This window comes from Sorangium sp. So ce1014 (assembly GCF_051521505.1).
GTDB lineage: Bacteria > Myxococcota_A > Polyangia > Polyangiales > Polyangiaceae > Sorangium.
In genome coordinates this window covers 5,177,272-5,194,492 of the sequence record NZ_CP150356.1, presented here as the reverse complement: position 1 = coordinate 5,194,492, position 17,221 = coordinate 5,177,272, and the positions used below count along the sequence as shown (strand labels likewise).

Genomic DNA, 17,221 nt, shown 5'->3' with positions numbered 1-17,221 from the left:
TCTTCCGGCGTGCAGCGCGTCGAGACGCACCGCGCCGGACAGGGTCTTCCGGATGTCTCGCAATTCTTCTCACGTCGCTGCGCCGCGAGCTGGATTATGAGGGGGCGCGCGGGGTGACGTGGAAGCGCAACCAAGGAGTCTCTTGATGGCGGTCGGCGCCGGTGCTGCGCTCGGCGCGGTCGCGCTCCTGGCGCGGTACGCCCCCGAGCTGGACGCGCTGCTGCTCATGCCGCCCGCTCCGCCCGGGCACTCCGCAGCCCTTCCTGCCGCGCCGCGTTCCACGGCGCCGGCCTCCCCCTCGCCCGGCGCGCCCGCTCGCCCGGGGGAGCCGGGCGAGGAGGGGGAGGCCGCTCCGGGCTCGCCCCCGGGGCCGGCCCCGCTTCCGCGGGACGCGAGCCCGCCGGCCTCCGCGGCCCCGCTCGTCGATCCCTTCGCGGACGATCCGGTGGCGCGCGCCGCGTGTCCGGCCGACATGACCCTCGTGGACGGCGATTTCTGCCCGTCTCTCCCGTATGTCTGCGCTCGCGCCGGCGACGGGATCGGCCACGGCTGCGCCGAGTACGCGCGCGGCGCGCGCTGCCGGGCGGCCGTGGACCCCCGGCGCTTCTGCATCGACCGCCACGAGTGGCCGAACCGGGTCGGCGAGCTCCCGCGCGTCTATGTCGACTGGTACGAGGCGAAGTCGCTCTGCGCCTCGATCGGCAAGCGGCTCTGCCGGCGCTCCGAGTGGATCCTCGCTTGCGAAGGACCGAAGCGCCTGCCTTATCCTTGGGGATTCGTGCGCACGCCCAGCCCCTGCAACATCGATCGCGCGGCGATCGCGTTCGACATCGACGCGATGACGGACGAGGCGACCCGCGAGGGCGAGATCACCCGGCTGTGGCAGGCTGATCCGATCGGGTCGCACCCGAGCTGCATCAGCGCCTACGGGGCGTACGACCTGTCCGGCAACGTCGACGAGTGGACCGACAACCTCGCCGATGATCCGGGCACGCCGCGCCCGGCCACGCTCAACGGCGGCTACTGGGGCCCCGTGCGGAACACGTGCCGCCTCACGACGGGGGGGCACGGGCCGACCTTCAGGTTCTACCAGGCCGGCTTCCGTTGCTGCGCGGACACGGTGGACGGCGTCGTCACGCCGCCGCCGCGGCCGTTCATCGAGCGCGACCGCGAGAAGGACGGCGTGTACGACTGACATGCGCGAGCGCCTCGCTTTCGTCGCCGCCCTCGTCGTCGCCGCCCTGGTGAGCGCGCTCCTCTTCGCCCCGCGCTTGCAGCGGCGGCCGGAGCCGCTCGACCTCGCGAGCGCGGCGCCGCAGGCGAGCGTCCCCGCGCCGGAGCCGGCGCCGGCGCCGCCCGCGCTCGCGCCTCCTCCGCCCCCGCCGCTCCCTGCGTACGTGCGCGTCAACCCTGCGAGCGCCACGGCGTGCCTCGATGGGATGGTGCTCGTCGACGGCATCTACTGCCCCTACGTCGGGCACCGCTGCGCGGCGTACATCGACGAGGAGAAGGATATCTGCGCGCGGTTCGAGCCCGAGGTCCTCTGCGAGGGGCGCCTCCAGCACCGGCGCTTCTGCGTCGACGTGTTCGAGTACCCGAACATCGAGGGCGTCCACCCGGCGGTGATGGTCAACTGGCTGGATGCGAAGCGCGCCTGCGAGATCGAGGGCAAGCGGCTCTGCTCGGGCGAGGAGTGGGAGTTCGCGTGCGAGGGCCCGCAAATGTGGCCCTATCCCTATGGAATCGCTCGCGATCCCGAGGTCTGCAACATCGACCGGAAGATCGCGATGCCCGTGCTCGAGACGTTCTCCGACCCCTGGAAGATCTCGGCGGAGGTCGAGCGGCTCGACCGCCGGGTCGCGTCCGGCGAGATGCACCGGTGCGTGAGCCCCTTCGGCGTGCGCGACATGACGGGCAACGTCGACGAGTGGGTCAACAACGAGCTGGGCAAGCTGGACGAGCAGCCGTTTCGATCGACGCTGAAAGGCGGGTACTGGGGGCCGATCCGCTCGCGGTGCCGCCCGGTGACCTCGACGCACAACCGGTGGTTCCGCTTCTATCAGGTCGGGTTCCGGTGCTGCGCCGACGCGCTCGACGGGGGCAAGGCCGTGGCCCCCGCCGCCAGGACGGCCCGCATCCCGCACCGCAGCCCGATGGTCGATCCGGGCGGGCGGCAGGGTCCGTGAGGGGATCGCCGCCCGGCCGCGGATGGCGCTGTCGCGAGGGCGATCCACGCCGGACCGCCATGGAGCCACCGAGAACCTTTGACGGCCGAACCGCTCCCCTTCCAACTGCGCGCGGCTTGGACTACGTTGTCGGCCGGTGCGAAAGTGCGCGGCCCCGATGGGGGCTTCGCTCGTGCACCAGGGCCTATAGCTCAATCGGTCAGAGCCCCCGGCTCATAACCGGGCTGTTCCTGGTTCGAGTCCAGGTGGGCCCACGAAAGCCACGAAACACAAGGAGACAAGGAAGCACGTGAGCATCCGCGAGCAGATCGCATTCCTCGAAGAGCTGTCGGCCATCGACAGCGAGATCCGCCGCATTGATGAGCAGCTCGACAAACAGCGCGGCAGCCTGGAAGGGATGCGGTCCGAGCTGAAGCGGCTAGAGGAACGGCTGAAGGCCGATCGGGAAACCCTGGCGACCATGGAGAAGACACGCTCCGAGCTCGTCATCGAGTTCCGCCAGATGTCGAACCAGATCGAGCGCTCGCGGGAGAAGCTGCAACGCTCCCGCAACGAGCGCGAGTCGAACGCAGCGCAGCGCGAGATCGAGGAGCTGCGCAAGCTGCACCGCGATCGCGAGGAGGAGATCGAGCGCCTGAACTCGGCCTCCGAGGGCGCGCGCGTGGCGATCGAGCAGACGGAGGCGAAGCGCGTCGAGCTCTCTGGGGCGATCGACGGCAGCGCGCCGGGGACACAGGCGTCGCTGGCCGCGCTCGAGGCCGAGCGCGCGCAACGCGCCGAGGCGCGCCAGCAGGTGGTCAGCAAGCTGCCGGTCGTCCTGTACCGTCGCTACGAGTCGATCCGCACTCGCAGGCCTGTCGCGATCGCCCGCACCTACGACGGTACGTGCCTCGGCTGCCACCTGTCCGTGCCGCCGATGATATTCCAGAAGATGCGCCGCCAGGACGAGTTCGAGCGGTGCCCCAACTGCAACCGGATCCTCTACTACATGCCGCCAGAGCCCGCGCCGGGCAGCTCGCCGCCCGCGGACCCCTCCCGCGCCTGACCCCGGGTGCGGATTGAAGACCTGCTCCGCCTGCTTCAGGCTCTTTTCGCAGGACAGCGGCTTCTGCCCGGTCGATGGGCAGCGCCTCATCCCTGTCGCCCAGGCCTCGCCGCCGAGGCACCGGGAGGACCGGCGCGTCGGCGCGACCCTCTGCGGCGGGCGCTACCAGGTCTGGCGCATCGTCGCGGACGGGGGCATGGGGCGCGTCTACCAGGCGCTCGATCTCCAGGTCGGCCGCAGCGTCGCCCTGAAGATCCTCCACCCCGAGGTCGCGCTCGACGAGGTGAGCGTCGAGCGCTTCCACCGTGAGTTCGAGGTCAGCGCGTCGCTGCCCCACGAGCACATCGTCGAGGTGCTCGCCTTCGAGAGGACCGAGGACCACAGCTTCGCGCTGGTCATGGAGTACCTCGAGGGGGAGGAGCTGCGGACGGTCCTGAAGCGCGACAAGGTGCTCCCCCCCGAGCGCCTGGTGCGGATGCTGTCGCAGGTCGCGCTCGGCCTCGTGGAGGCCCACGAGCGCAAGGTCGTGCACCGCGATCTCAAGCCGGACAACATCTTCCTCGTCGGCACGCACGACGGCGACCGGGTGAAGATCCTCGACTTCGGCAGCGTGCGCGACAACAGCGAGGGCGCGAAGAAGCTGACCGTCGTCGGCACGACGATCGGCTCGCCCTTCTACATGTCGCCCGAGCAGGCGCAGGGGCTGCTCGCGCTCGATCATCGCGCCGACGTCTGGTCGGTCGCGGCGATCGTGTTCGAGTGCGTCACGGGGCGTGTCCCGTTCCAAGCGTCGACCGGCCCGATGATCCTCGTCAGCATCATGGGCAGCAACCCGCTGCCCCCGAGCGAGGCGGGCAAGGCGTACGGGGTGCCCGCCTCGCTCGATCCGGTGATGGAGGCGGCGTTCATGAAGAGCCCGGAGGCGCGCCTCCCGTCCGTCGGTCTGCTGGCCGATCGCGTCGGTCAGGCGTACGGCCTCGCGGGGTCCCACCGCGACTGGGCGAGCATGCCGCAGAAGGAGCTCGCGGCGCAGATCCGCGCCGCGATGCCCGCCGTCCTGGCCCGCCACGAACAAGGCTCCGCGCGCGCGGCCGTCGCCGGCGCAGGGCGACCGCCCGTCGCCGCGGTCGCCGCACCGTCGCCGCGAGCCGCCGACGCGTTCGCCGAGGATATCGTGATGGGGGTGCCCCAGCGCGTGCCGCGGTGGGTCGTCCCCGCGGTGGCCAGCGCGGCCGTGCTGCTCTGCGCGCTCGTTGCCCTGCTGATCGCGCGCTGAGATGTCGCGCTGGAGACGCGCCCGCCAGGCGCCGCAGCGCGTGAAGACGTGCATCGCCGCAGCGCGTGAGCCCCGCCAGCGCCGCGGCGCGGTGCGCCCGTCCTCACGGGCGCCGGGAGCCCCCGGTTCGCGCGGACGTCGCCGCTGTGTTATTTGTGTTGACCATGAGCACTCATCCTTCAACTCGGACCCGCAAGCCCCGTTCCGCCGCGATGTGCCTGATCGCACTCTCCGGGCTCGCCGTCCTCGGCTCGGGCTGTAGCCAGAGCGAAGCGGCGACCTCCCGCGGCGCCGCCGATGTGCCTGCGGCATCACCCCAGGGCGGAAAGTCGAAGGTCGAGGATGCGGTCTACACGCTCGAGATGAAGCCGGCGGGGACGTACAAGGCCGGCCAGGAGGGGGTCGTCGAGGTCTCGCTCCTGTCGAAGGGCGACTACCACATCAACGACAAGTACCCCATCAAGTTCAAGGTCGCTGAGGCGGCCGCCGAGGGCGTCACGTACCCGAAGCCCTTGCTCAAGCGAGAAGACGGCGCGTTCGAGGAGAACAAGGGCACCCTCAAGGTTCCGTTCGTCGCGGCCAAAAAGGGCAAGACCAAGGTGGCGGGCGTGCTCTCCTTCAGCATCTGCAGCGCCGCGAATTGCCTGATGCAGAAGCAGGAGCTCGAGGCGGTCATCGACGTGCAGTAGGCACAACGGTAAACTCGGCCCCACGTGAATAACGACACCTCAGGTAGCCGGGGGGGCCAGCCCAGCGAGGTCGGCCCCAGCCAGACAGTTCAAGGCAGTGCAGCCGAGCGGGCCCGAAAGGCCCTCTCCGAGCTCGACACCATCGCCTCATCGATGGCCCGGCGCTTCAGCGAGGAGCAGCGGGTCCTCTCCTTCCAGCAGTACCTCGAGCTGTTCGCTTCCAATCCGGTCCGCTTCGGGCGCGACGCGGCTCGCTACGTCCGCGACATGTTTGATCATTTCGGCACGCGGACGATCAAGAAGCCCTGGGGTGAGCTGACGCGCTTCCAGCTGTTCGATCTCCCGTGGGAGCTCCCTCCGACCGGGCCGGAGCAGCAGGGCGCGACGGCGTCGGCCGCCTACCACGGGCGGGATTTCGCGCTGATCGGACACGAAGAGCTCCAGGCCGAGGTCTACCGGGTGCTCTGCAACTTCGTGCGCGAGGGCAGGGCCAACCGGCTCGTCCTGATGCACGGGCCGAACGGATCGGCGAAGAGCACGCTCGCCGCCTGCATGCTGCGCGCCCTGGAGCACTACTCGACGCTCGACGAGGGCGCCGTGTACCGCTTCCACTGGGTGTTCCCGAGCCGCAAGACGATGCGCGGCTCGATCGGCTTCGGCGGCGACGTGAAGGCGAGCGCCGCGGACGGCACGAGCTACGCCCACCTCGAGGACGATCAGATCGACGCCCGGCTCGTGATCGAGCTCAGGGACCACCCGCTCTTCCTGCTCCCGGTGCGCGAGCGGCGGGTGCTCATCCTGAAGCTCTACGAGGACGCCGGCGCGGCGGAGCCGCCGCCCGAGTGGCTGATGAGCGGCAAGCTGTCCCACAAGAACCAGCAGGTCTTCGAGGCGCTCCTCGTGGCGAGCGGCGGCTCGCTCGTCGAGACGCTGCGGCACGTCCAGGTCGAGCGGTACTTCATCTCGCGCCACTACCGCGTCGGCGCCGTCACGATCGGTCCGGAGCTCTCGGTCGACGCCGGCGAGCGGCAGATCACGGCAGATCGCTCGCTCGCCTCGCTCCCGACCTCGCTTCAGGCCACGACGCTCTTCGAGGCGCACGGCGAGCTCATCGAGGCCGCCGGGGGCGTGCTCGAGTTCAGCGATCTCCTGAAGCGCCCGCTCGACGCCTTCCGCTACCTCCAGCTCACGCTGGAGACGGGCGAGGTCAGCCTTCCGCAGCAGACGGTGCAGACGAACGTCGTCATGATCGGCAGCGCCAACGACGTGCACCTCAACGCCTTCCGGGAGCACCCGGAGTTCCCGAGCTTCCGCGGGCGCTTCGAGTTCCTGCGCGCGCCCTATCTCCGGAGCTACCTCGACGAGCAGACGATCTACGACGCGCAGATCGTCCCGTTCGTGACCCGCCACGTCGCCCCGCACGCGACGCGCGTCGCCGCGCAGTTCGCCGTGCTCACCCGCATGCGTCAGCCGGAGGCGAAGCGGTACCCCGACGCGCTCGCGCCGCTCGTCTCGAGCCTCACCGCCGTCGAGAAGATGGAGCTGTTCGCGACGGGAACGGCGCCGGAGCGGTTTGACGTCGAGGCGCAGAAGGTCCTGCGCGCGGGCATCGAGGCCATCTACCACGAGAGCGATGCGTCCGTGGACTTCGAGGGGCGGCTCGGCGTCTCGCCGCGCGAGGTGCGGTCGCTCCTGCTCGACGCGGCGCAGAGCGTGGATCACGCGTGCCTCTCGCCGTTCGCCGTGCTGTCGGAGCTCGACGCGCTCTGCAAGCGGCAGGCGGAGTACGACTGGCTCAAGGAGAAGCAGCTCGCGGGCGGCTACCACGACCACCGGCTCTTCCGCGAGGTCGTGCGCACGCGCCTGCTCGACACGCTCGAGGAGGAGATGCGGACGGCCAGCGGCCTCGTCGACGAGACCCGCTACGCCGAGCTGTTCGATCGGTACATCTCCCACGTCGGCGTCTGGGTGAAGGGGGAGAAGATCCGGAACCCGCACACCGGCGACTTCGAGAACCCGGACGAGCGCATGATGCGCGAGGTGGAGGCGCTGCTCGGCGTCCGCACGAAGCACGACGATCACCGGCGCGGTTTGATCTCGGCGATCGCCGCGTGGGCCATCGACCACCCGGGCCAGAAGATCGTGAACGCGGTCGTGTTCCCGCAGCAGATCCGCAAGGTGCGGGAGGCGGTGTTCATGGAGCGGCGCAAGGGCGTGGCGCTGCTCGTCCGCGACCTGGTCGCGCTCCTCCGCGACGCGCAGAGCGACGGCAAGTCCGACAAGGGCTGGGGTGAGCTGCGCGAGGAGGAGCGCAGGAACGCGACGCGCGCGCTGGAGCGGCTGCGCGGGATGGGCTACTGCGACCGCTGCGCGCTCGACGCCGCGAGCGCGCTGCTCCGCGCGCGCTTCGCGGAGCTCGTCACCTGAGCTGAAGCATGCTCATCGACTCACACTGCCACGTCGATCCGCAGCATTTTCGCGAGGGCGCGGACGCCGTCCTCGACCGCGCGCGGGCCGCCGGCGTCGACGCGTTCGTGGTCGTCGGCGTCGACGCCGATCTCTCGGCGGCGCGCTTCGCCGCGGATCTCGCGGCGCGGCGCGCCGACGTGCACGCCGCGGTCGGCGTCCATCCGCACGACGCCTCCGCCATGGACGACAGGATGCTCGCGGAGATCGAGGCGCTCGCGCGCCGCCCCGAGGTCGTGGCCGTCGGCGAGATCGGCCTCGACTACCACTACATGCACTCGCCCAGGGACACACAGCAGCGCGTCTTCGCCGAACTCGTCGCCCTCGCGCGGAGGGTCGAGAAGCCGATCGTCATCCACACGCGCGAGGCGCCGGAGGACACGCTCGCGATCCTGGAGCGCGCAGGGGCGAGCGACGTGGGCGGCATCATCCATTGCTTCTCCGAGGATCGCGCGTTCGCCGAGCGGGCGCTCGCGCTCGACTTCGATATCTCGTTCTCCGGCATCGTCACCTTCAAGAGCGCGCGCGCGATCCAGGAGGTCGCCGCGTGGGCTCCCGGCGACCGGATCCTTGTCGAGACCGACAGCCCCTACCTCGCGCCCGTGCCGTTCCGCGGAAAGCGGTGCGAGCCAGGGCACGTTCTGCACACGGCCCGCTTCGTCGCGGAGCTCCGGGGCGAGCCCTTCGAGGCGCTGGCCGCGCGCACCGCGGAGAACACCCGCCGGCGGCTGCGGCTCCCGAAGGCCGACGCGTCCGCCTCGCTCACCGCCTGAGACGAGCCCGCGCCCGCGGCGCCTCCGGGCTCGCCTCGTGCGAGTTTCAAGGCATAGTGACAGGACGATGGCGCAGAGGTCACGCGACGGCCGCCGGATCGCATCCGCGTGGGCGCTCTCCGTCGCTGCCCACGCCGGGCTCGTCGGGGCAGGCGCGGTGGTCGTCGCGGGCTCGCTCTCGGCGCGGGAGGTGACGCTCGCGCGCACGGTCGGAGCGCCGGCGGCGATGAGCGCGTCGATCGAGATCGACCTGCCCGTGGTCTCGGACGGCACGCTCGACAGCGCCGCCGCGATCGCGCCCGAGCTGCCCGCGAGCCTGGCGCGCGGCGGAGGGGAAGCCGCGGCGCGGCCGGATACGGGCACGAGCGGCCGCGGCGGCACCGAGGCGGCCGAGCTGCCCGCGCTGAACCTCGCCGACAGGGACGACGCGACCTTCCTGTCGCCCGAGGTCCGCTCGCGCCTCGACAGGAGCCAGATCCAGCGCATCCGCTCGTCGTCCCATCGCGCGTCGCGCGAGGACTGGCGAGCCAGCCGGGAGCCCATGGAGCTCACGTTCCTCGCGGGCGGCCGCGTCGGCAGGCGGGCCGAGCGACGTGCCGCCGCCGAGCGCGATCCGTCGGTCGGGGCGCGCGACGGCGGGGCGCCCGAGCGTCGGGGCAGCGCGCTCGGCGCAGCTGCCCGGCCCGCGGGCGTCGAGAGCGAGGTCGACGTGTCCGGCGCACCCGGCGCGACGCTGTCCCTCGGAGCGAGCCCGCGCGCGGTCGGCGGGGCCGTGGAGGGCGGCGAGCGCACGTCCGCGGGGCTGGGCGTGCGCGACGGGCGGTCCGGCGGGGATCATCGCGACAGCGCGGCGGTCCCGCTGGCGCGGCCGAGGGTCGCCGTGGGCACGCCCTCGGTCCCCGCCGACGTCGCGGGGCGCCCGAGCGACACGGTCGACAGCGAGCAGGAGGTGGCGACGGCGATCCAGTCGCTCGTTCATGCCAGCTCGGCCGGTGGCGCGCGCGGGCTCGGTCCGGGCGGAGAGGCGGGGCCGGGCGCGATCGGATCGGGCGGCGTGGCGGGCCGCGGAGCGCGCTCCAGCGCGCTCGGCTCGGGGCGCGGCCGGCTGCTCGACAACGACCCGCTCGATCGCCGGCGCAACCTCTACATGCGGCAGGTCATGGCCAAGCTGCACCCGCTCTGGGCTGACGCGTTCCCCAAATGGGCTGCGGGTGAGGGGCTCCAGGGGACCGTGATCGTGACGTTCGTGATCCGCGCGGACGGGACGGTGGAGAGCGCGTCGGTGACGCGGCCGAGCGGCATCCCCGAGTTCGACGAGAACTGCCGGCGCGCGGTGCTGCGCGGCGCGCCGTACCCGCCGGTGCCGCCCGAGCTCGGCGAGAGCTTTCGGTGGTCGATGCCGTTCGAGGCGAGGAACCCCGCCGTCCTGCCGAAGCACCCCGCCCGCGATCGATGAGTCGATGCGATCGATGCGATCGATGCGATCGATGCGATCGATGAGCCCGACGCCCCGACCGACGCGTGTCGACGGCGGGCTCGCAAGGGCAAGACATCGCTTGACAGGCTGGGAACGGGGCGGTACTAGTCCGCCCTCACTTTTGCCGAAGTAGCTCAGCTGGCCAGAGCAGGCGTTTCATACGCGCCGGGTCGGGGGTTCGAGTCCCTCCTTCGGCACCAGCAATGGTGACAGTCGGCCGCTGGCCTCCCTGACCTCAGGGCCAGCGTTTGCGACGAACTCCTCAAGGTCGGACGTGGACGAGGGATCCTTCCTCGCTGCTGCTGTGCACGGCGTGCCAGCCGTCGGGGAGCGCCGGTTCGGCCCACAGGAAGATGCGCCGCGCATCGACGGGCGTCAGCGCGATGTCGTGGAAGCCTTGCGCTTCGCCGACCCCGGCGCCCCAGTACATGCCGGTGATCGCGTGGCCCGGCGCGAAGTCCATCACCCAGGGGGCGTCGGCGACGTCGAAGCTGTCGGCCACCTCGCGCGGGTCGATGTTGCGCGTCACGTGCTTGCTCCGCACGCGGAACGTGCCGCGCGCCGTGGACGCGCTCGATGCGGGATCGCGGAGCTGATCGCGTCCGGAAGAGATCAGCGTGGCGTAGATCGGCTTCTGCCCCTCGTAAGCCGTCAGGGTCTGGTTGGCCAGGCTGACATCGAGCCAGCGCTGCGAGCCCTTGGCGAACTCGGGGAGCTTGGCGCGCCGCACGATGACGACGAGATCCTGAGAGCGCAGCCAGAAGCCGTCGCGCGCCTCCTCGAAGCGGACGCCGGCCACCGTCCTGAACTTGCCCGTGAGCGGCACGCCCGTGTGCCGCTCGAGCTCGTCCTCGTCGGGAGTCGCCTTGCCGCGGCCGATCGACCACGTGTTGACGTCGTGGCGATGCACGAACGCCACGGGCAGCCCGACCTTCTCGACGTCGAGGCCGTGCCACGGCGAGCCGAGCGCGGCCTGCAGCCGATCGGTCGGGATGAGCCGACCGTCCGGCGTCACGCCGAGCCTGCGGCCGTCGCTCTCTCCCGCCGTGAAGGTGCGGGTGATCGCGACCCCGCTGCCCTTGCGCAGCGCCACCGTCTTCATCGCGGAGCGCAGATCGACGGGCGCGCCGTCCTTCGCGCCGAGCTCGATGCCGAGCGCGGCGAGGGATGGGAGCGGCGCGATCGCGTCGGCGAGCGGGAAGAGGAAGTATCCGGCCTCGGTCCTCCGCCCGTCCTCGCCGACGCCGTCTCGCTGCGGCAGCAGCACCGGCGGTCCGGTGGCGACGCCGCGCTCATCCAGCGGGACGTCGTTGGCCGACGCGCCGAGCTGCGTGTCGCTGCGCTGGACGCGCTCGAGATGGCGCTCGAGATCCGGCTCGGCGTGCCGCAGCTCCTCGCTGCTCGGCACCCCGAAGTACGCCGGGGTTCCCTGGGTCCGCGCGCGCCCGTAGCGGTAGGGGAGGGGTCGCGACAGATCGGGCGGCGCCGGCAGCACCGCGACCGCGTCGGTGTGCAGCGTCGCGCCGTCGCCCGCGCAGACGAAGCCGCGGGGGCGGATGGCGTACCACCCTCCGCTGCACCCCGCGCGTCCGTACGGCTCCGCGGACCGCACGACGGCGGCGCCGGGATAGAGCTCTCCGAGCCTGCGCGCGCCTGACTGCGGGCGCGCGAGCACGGGCGTCCCCGCGCGGAGCGCGATCAGCTTGGGCCCGTCCGCGGGCAGCGCGACGACCTCGAGCTCGCCGCCGTCGCCCGCTTCGTCCTTCGACAGCTCCACCGATGCGCCTGCCGCCTTGCAACCGGACATGGCCAGCACGACGACCAGGCCTGCGAGCCCGTCGAGAAGACGCGGCCGGGCACCGCCCCCGGAGCGTCGTGGCGCGCGGGTCAGCGGCGCCCGGAGGTCCGGAGGCGAGACCGGCCGGGAGAGCTCCGTCGGCAGGGAAGCGAGCGGCATCGGCCGACGCATGCCCGACTTGCGCGCCATGGGCCAAGTTCCAGGGCGCCGCCTGCGTGCGTGCGCGACATGCGCATCGCCCGCGCGCGTGCCGCCCGGCCGCTGGCGCCGTTCGAGCGACGACGCCATGAGATGCGCGTGCGCCTCCGCCCCGCGTTGGTGGTCCTCCTGCTCGCGCCCTATGCCGTGGTTTTCTATGCATTCCTGGCGCTGCGCCGCGCCACCGCGTCGTTCCGACCGCGGCACCCGTGGCGCACGTGGGTGAGCCCGAACCTCCTGATCGGCGGATTTCTCCTCCCCGGCGACGTCGCCGAGCTCCGCCGCCTCGAGGTCCGCGCGGTGATCAACGTGTCGCGCGAGCTCTACGATCCGGTGCTCGCCCTGCGCGCGGCGGGGGTCGAGTACCTGCGCATCCCCTGCTGGGACATGTGCGCCCCCACGATCGAGGAGGCCGCGCGCGGCGTGGCGTTCCTCGAGCGCCATCTCGGCGCTGGCCATCGCGTCCACGTCCACTGCGCGAGCGGCGTCGGGCGGAGCGTCACGCTCGCGCTCTGCTACCTCGCCACGCGTGGTGGCCTCGAGATCGGCGAGGCGATCGCCTTGCTCGAGCGGCAGCGCCCGCGCGTCGCGCTGCGCCGGGTGCAGCGCGAGTTCGTCGAGCGGTACGTCGCCTGGCACCGCGCGCAACCGGAGGCCAGCGAGCGCGCGTCGCCGCCCGCGATCACCTCCTGCGCAGCAGGGACCTCAGGCTGAAGAGCCCGAGCGCGGGCGCCGCGAGCGCGAAGCCCCCGCCGCATCCCGCGAGGACGAGCGCGGCGCCCCACGGCGTGGCGACGAGCGCCTCCGGCAGCGCGGCCCTCAGCGCCACGCCGCAGCCGACCGAGACCGCCGTGAGCGCGGCGACGCGGCCGATCCGGACCTGATCCAGCCCGAGCCCGCCGATCTCGCGCCGCAAGCGGAGCGCGAGGGCGATCGCCTCGACCCACCCCGCGACGACGGCGCCGAGCACCACGCCGAGCACGTCGAGCCGCTGCATCAGGAGGAGCGCGACGACGGTGCTGACGACCACGCGATAGAGCGCGTAGCGCGCCGGCGTCCTCGTGTCCCCCAGCGCGAACGAGGCGGTGATCAGCACGCGCCCCGCGGCGTTCCCGAGCAGCGCGAGCCCGTAGGCGCACACGAGCGGCTCGACCCGCGCGGTCGACGCCCGATCGAACGTCCCGGTCTGCAGCAGCAGCGTGATGAGCTCCCGCCCGAGCACCATGAACACGGCCGTCGCCGGCACGGTCAGCACGGTGATCCGCGCGAGCGACGCTCCGAGGCGGCGCGCCAGCGCCTCGTTGCGCCGCGCGACGTCCGCCTCGGCCGTGTCGCGCGCCATCTCGGGCAGCGCCACCGCGGCCTCCCCGGTGCCGAGGATGCTCATCGGCAACAGGTAGATCGTCTGCGCGTAGTTGAATGCCGCGTTCGCGCCGGCGCCGAGGAAGCTCACGAGGAGCGTGTCGACGAGCCCGGAGACCTGGATGATCCCGCGGCCGAGCAGCGCGGCGGGCAGCTTCTCGCCCGCCTCCCGGACGCTCGGGTCGCGCGTGTCTAGGCGCGGCTTCAGCCCGCCGAGCAGCGAGCGCGCCGAGGGGAGCAGCAGCGCGAGCTGCAGCGCGGCGCCGGCGAGCGCGCTCCACGCGAGCGCCTCGGCGAGCGGCTCCCCGCGCATCCCGAGCCACGCCCCGCACACGAGCAGCCCCGCGATCTGGGCGGCGCTCCACGCGACGGGCGCGGCGTAGGGGAGGAAGAACCGCCGGTGCGCGTTCAGCACGCCGAGCCCCCACGCCGACAGCACGAGCAGGCCAGTCATCGGGAAGATGATCCGGACGATCCGCGTCGTGCTCGCGAGCTTGTCCTCGTCGAAGCCTGCCGCGACCAGGAAGGACAGCCACGGCGCCGCGATCACGCCGACGATCGACGCGGCCGCGGCGGCGACGAGCAGGAGCCCGAGCGCGGAGAGCGCAAAGTGCGCCGCGCGGCGCGCGTTGTCGGCCGCCCGGAGGCGCGCATAGACCGGGATGAACGTCGCCGAGAGCGTCCCCTCGCCGAGGAGGTTCTGGGTGATGTTCCCCGCGCGGAACGCCGCGGCGAGCACGTCGGCGAGCTCGGATGTGCCGAAGAAGTGCGCTGTCACCCGCTGGCGGATCAGCCCGACGAGCCGCGAGAGGATGATCCCCGCGGTGACCATCGCCGACGACCGCGCCGCGCCCGGCGCCGCCTCCTGTCCAGCGGCCGGCCGGCGCGCGCCGGTCGCCGCGGGGGCGCCCGGGGCCGCGCTCGCCGGCGCGGTCCCTGCCTGCGTGGCGGCGGGCGGATCGAGGTCGGGCGGCACGGCGGCGCTTCTATCAGACCTCCCGCCCCCGTGCGACCTCGGCGCCGGCTGGCCGGCGAGTCAGTCCCTGAGCCTCGCGGCGCCGATCCGCTCCGCGTGCGCCAGCACCCGCCGCGCGATGTCCGGACCCTCGCTCCGGCGATCCAGGTGCCGCGGGATGAGCCCACGCTCCGCGGCCTCCCACAGCTCCGGCTGGGAGATCCCGGTCTCGGTCCGCGAGCGCAGCTGCGACAGGGAGATCTCGACCGTGGGCAGGAGGATCGGGTCCTGAGGATCGCGGAGGAGCGCCGGGTCGATGCAGCACGACAGATCGTTCGCCCCGCCGGAGCGCGCGTTCAGCGTGGGGATATCGAAGCGCGCCTCCAGCGTGCGGATCACCGACGCGTGGTCGAGCACGGTGCTCACCGCGCAGCCTCTCCGGACGAACGGGCCCGCGACGATCGACGGGACCCGGAACCCGAGCTGGGAGAACAGCGGATCGTCGTCCGTCGCCGTGGGCGGCGCGACGTGGTCAAAGAAGCCTCCGTGCTCGTCGTAGGTGATCACGAAGAGGCACTGACCCCACTGCGGGCTCCTCGCGAGCGCGTTGTAGATGCTGGCGATGAGCACCTGCCCGAGCTGCACGTCGTGGTCGGGGTGATCGTCGTTCGCGGTGGCGCCGAAGAACTGGGGATCGATGACGGAGAACGCGGGGAGGAGCCCCGCGGCCGCGTCCTCGAAGAAGCGCTCGATCCCGGAGACGCCCTTGAACTTGAAGTACGCCCCCGAGCACCACGGCACGTCATGGTAGTAGTTCCTGCTCGAGATCCCCGCGTCGCTCAGCAGCTCGAACACGCTCGTGAAGCCGGTGACCGGCACGTTCCTGGAGACGCCCCTCGACGTGGCGCCGTGCAGGAAGAAGCGGTTGGGCCAGGTCGGTCCGAGCACCGAGCAGAACCAGCGCTCGCAGATCGCCGACGCGTCGGCGAGCGCGTAGAGGATCGGCAGGTGCTCTCGCACGTGGTAGCCCATCACGTCGCGCTGATCCGGCCCTGCGTGGGCGGCGACGAACCCGTCGTTCATCCCTTGATTCCACTGCGCGTGGGCCGCTTCCCAGCTGTGCGGCGGGTCGACGGGCGTGAAGTTGTCGAGCTGGAAGGGCGAGATCCGCGCGCCGTCCGGCGCTCGGTTCGACTCGTTCCCTGTCAGGCCGTCGATCCGCCTGCCCTCCTTCAGCCGCAGCGAGCCGAGGTAGTGGTCGAACGAGCGGTTCTCCATACAGAGGACGACGATGGTGCTGATGGGCGCGAGCAGCTCTGCGGGGCTCAGGCCTCCCGTGTCGGCGCAGCGATCCGCAGGAACGCCGCCTACGCCGCCCGCTCCCGCCTGTCCCGAGCCGCCCGTTCCCCCTGCGCCGCCGGATCCGTCGCTTCCGCCCGAGCTATCCGTGCTCGAACCGACGTTCCCGAGCATCGTCGCGCTCTCCGTGGCGGTGCATCCGAAGGTCGCGGCGCCGACCGCTGCGCCGAGCCCTGTCAGCACATGGCGTCGAGTCAGCGGCTCACGCGGCAGTACATTCTGTTTTTTCATCACACACAGGATCCCCAGGAACGCGGGGCCGAGGAAGGACTTTTGGTCTGCCCTCGATTCAACAATGCCCCGCGCGTACCCCTGAGTAACCGCCGAGCAACCGCCGCGTGACCCACGTGACCTTTCGTGCACACCCGCACGACTGCCCACGTAACCAAGAAAACCTTTCTTTTCGCGAGGTCAACACGGTGATATGGGTAGAAACGCGGGGGCCGACGTTTGCACTCTGTCCACTTCCGATGAGCTCGAATCCGCTCCCACCTACGCCCGCCGGGATACATACCGTCGAGAACGGCCGGTCGATGAGGCCGCTGAGACCGCTCCGGCTTTGCATCGTGGACATGAACAATGGCCACGTGAACCAGGCGATGCGCTGCCTGCGCGGGCTTGCCGCAACGTTCTTCGAGCGTGTCCAGGGGCACAATCCGGGCGTATTTTGCGAGGTTGTCGAGGCGTCTCCCCGGGACACCAACACACCCATCCCTACGGACTGTGATCTGTACCTCTCCTCGGGGGGCCCCGGCTCTCCGTTCGATGGAGAGGGTGAGCCGTGGACGCTCGACTTCGCGCGCCTGCTGGACGGCGTGGTCGAGTCGGCGGTCCAGGGGGGCGCGGAGCGGCGAGCGCTCTTCGCGATCTGCTATTCGTTCGAGCTCGTCGTCCATCACTACCGGCTGGCCGACGTCGTGCCGCGCGCCGATCGCAAGTTCGGGGTCATGCCTATCTACACGACCCCGGTCGGCCAGCAGCACCCGTTGCTGTCTCCGTTCGGCGATCGTCTCTTCGCCTTCGAGCACCGCAACTGGGAAGCGGTGAACCTCGACGAGCGCCGCCTGGGCTCCCTCGGGGGCCAGCTCCTCGCCCGCGAGAGCCGTGACGGGATCTCCAAGGGCCGGGCGATTCTCGGGCTGCAGGTCGCGCCGGGGGTCGAGGCGGTCCAGTTCCATCCGGAAGCGGATCGCGCCGGCGTCATGAGCTGGCTCGCGCGTCCTGAGCAGGCGGCCGCCTTCAAGGCGACCTATGGCGAGGTCACCTACCACGCGATGCTGCGCACCCTGGACGATCGAAGGCGGCTCGCGCGCACCTACGCGCTCGTGATCCCAGGTTGGCTCGGTCGCTGCTTCAACGAGATCGCCGGCCCTCGTGGCTACGCGGAGCTCCCGCCGATCGAGGACATCCCGTGCTCACGCTTCGACGCGCACTGCCGCGCCGAAGATCCGGCCACGCCCTCCGCGCGACCCCCCGGCTCTGGCGAGCATGCCGCGCGCGGCGCCTGAGCAGAGCATCGAGGCGGCCTGCACAGGGGAGCTGCCCGAGGCGGCACGCTGCTGAAACGAACGAGAAAGAAGGCGGCGGCAAAGGGGAGCGAGGCGCGAGCGACGGGACACGGGAGTGGGGAGAGTGGG

Annotated in this window: 13 protein-coding genes and 2 tRNA genes; 12 read left to right on the top strand and 3 right to left on the bottom strand. The window is 71.7% G+C overall.

Annotated features, from left to right (window positions below):
* Positions 1–145: 145 nt before the first annotated feature.
* From WME75_RS19765 to WME75_RS19720, 10 genes are all read left to right on the top strand, one after another.
* Positions 146–1,195, top strand: coding sequence for an SUMF1/EgtB/PvdO family nonheme iron enzyme (locus tag WME75_RS19765; RefSeq protein ID WP_437493071.1), 1,050 nt, complete (start codon positions 146–148; stop codon positions 1,193–1,195).
* Between the two features lies 1 nt (position 1,196).
* The gene (locus WME75_RS19760; RefSeq protein WP_437493069.1) at positions 1,197–2,186 is read left to right on the top strand and encodes a formylglycine-generating enzyme family protein; all 990 of its coding nucleotides are present in this window, start codon (positions 1,197–1,199) and stop codon (positions 2,184–2,186) included.
* A gap of 180 nt (positions 2,187–2,366) precedes the next feature.
* Positions 2,367–2,440: transfer RNA gene (locus tag WME75_RS19755), tRNA-Ile, on the top strand.
* Positions 2,441–2,475: 35 nt separating this feature from the next.
* On the top strand, positions 2,476–3,231 hold the full coding sequence (locus WME75_RS19750; RefSeq protein ID WP_437493067.1) for a zinc ribbon domain-containing protein: 756 nt from the start codon (positions 2,476–2,478) through the stop codon (positions 3,229–3,231).
* A gap of 13 nt (positions 3,232–3,244) precedes the next feature.
* Entirely contained in the window at positions 3,245–4,507 is a 1,263-nt protein-coding gene (locus WME75_RS19745; RefSeq protein ID WP_437493066.1) for a serine/threonine-protein kinase, read from the top strand.
* A 212-nt stretch (positions 4,508–4,719) separates the two neighbouring features.
* Positions 4,720–5,196 carry a hypothetical protein gene (locus tag WME75_RS19740; protein ID WP_437493064.1) on the top strand — a complete coding sequence of 159 codons (477 nt, stop codon included), beginning with the start codon at positions 4,720–4,722 and terminating at the stop codon, positions 5,194–5,196.
* A 153-nt stretch (positions 5,197–5,349) separates the two neighbouring features.
* A complete protein-coding gene (locus WME75_RS19735; RefSeq protein ID WP_437493062.1) occupies positions 5,350–7,623 on the top strand; it encodes a PrkA family serine protein kinase in 2,274 nt (757 codons plus the stop codon).
* An 8-nt stretch (positions 7,624–7,631) separates the two neighbouring features.
* The gene (locus WME75_RS19730; protein ID WP_437493060.1) at positions 7,632–8,435 is read left to right on the top strand and encodes a TatD family hydrolase; all 804 of its coding nucleotides are present in this window, start codon (positions 7,632–7,634) and stop codon (positions 8,433–8,435) included.
* Between the two features lie 67 nt (positions 8,436–8,502).
* Positions 8,503–9,891: an energy transducer TonB family protein gene (locus WME75_RS19725; protein WP_437493058.1), complete on the top strand. Its 1,389-nt coding sequence runs from the start codon at positions 8,503–8,505 to the stop codon at positions 9,889–9,891.
* A gap of 144 nt (positions 9,892–10,035) precedes the next feature.
* Positions 10,036–10,112: transfer RNA gene (locus tag WME75_RS19720), tRNA-Met, on the top strand.
* Positions 10,113–10,174: 62 nt separating this feature from the next.
* Here WME75_RS19720 and WME75_RS19715 read toward each other — a convergent pair.
* The gene (locus WME75_RS19715) at positions 10,175–11,869 is read right to left on the bottom strand and encodes a L,D-transpeptidase (protein WP_437493056.1); all 1,695 of its coding nucleotides are present in this window, start codon (positions 11,867–11,869) and stop codon (positions 10,175–10,177) included.
* A gap of 132 nt (positions 11,870–12,001) precedes the next feature.
* On the opposite strand from WME75_RS19715, the gene WME75_RS19710 reads away from it, so the two are divergent.
* Complete coding sequence (locus WME75_RS19710) at positions 12,002–12,622, top strand: protein-tyrosine phosphatase family protein (protein WP_437493054.1); 621 nt, start codon at positions 12,002–12,004, stop codon at positions 12,620–12,622.
* Here the strand turns inward: WME75_RS19710 and murJ are convergent.
* Positions 12,591–14,246 (bottom strand): murein biosynthesis integral membrane protein MurJ, encoded by a 1,656-nt coding sequence (gene murJ, locus WME75_RS19705; RefSeq protein ID WP_437493052.1) that lies wholly within the window; start codon positions 14,244–14,246, stop codon positions 12,591–12,593. The two genes, WME75_RS19710 and murJ, sit on opposite strands and share 32 nt — an antisense overlap.
* Before the next feature lie 60 nt (positions 14,247–14,306).
* Positions 14,307–15,815: an alkaline phosphatase family protein gene (locus WME75_RS19700; RefSeq protein ID WP_437493050.1), complete on the bottom strand. Its 1,509-nt coding sequence runs from the start codon at positions 15,813–15,815 to the stop codon at positions 14,307–14,309.
* Positions 15,816–16,117: 302 nt separating this feature from the next.
* On the opposite strand from WME75_RS19700, the gene WME75_RS19695 reads away from it, so the two are divergent.
* Positions 16,118–17,092, top strand: coding sequence for a hypothetical protein (locus WME75_RS19695; protein WP_437493048.1), 975 nt, complete (start codon positions 16,118–16,120; stop codon positions 17,090–17,092).
* Positions 17,093–17,221: the final 129 nt, after the last annotated feature.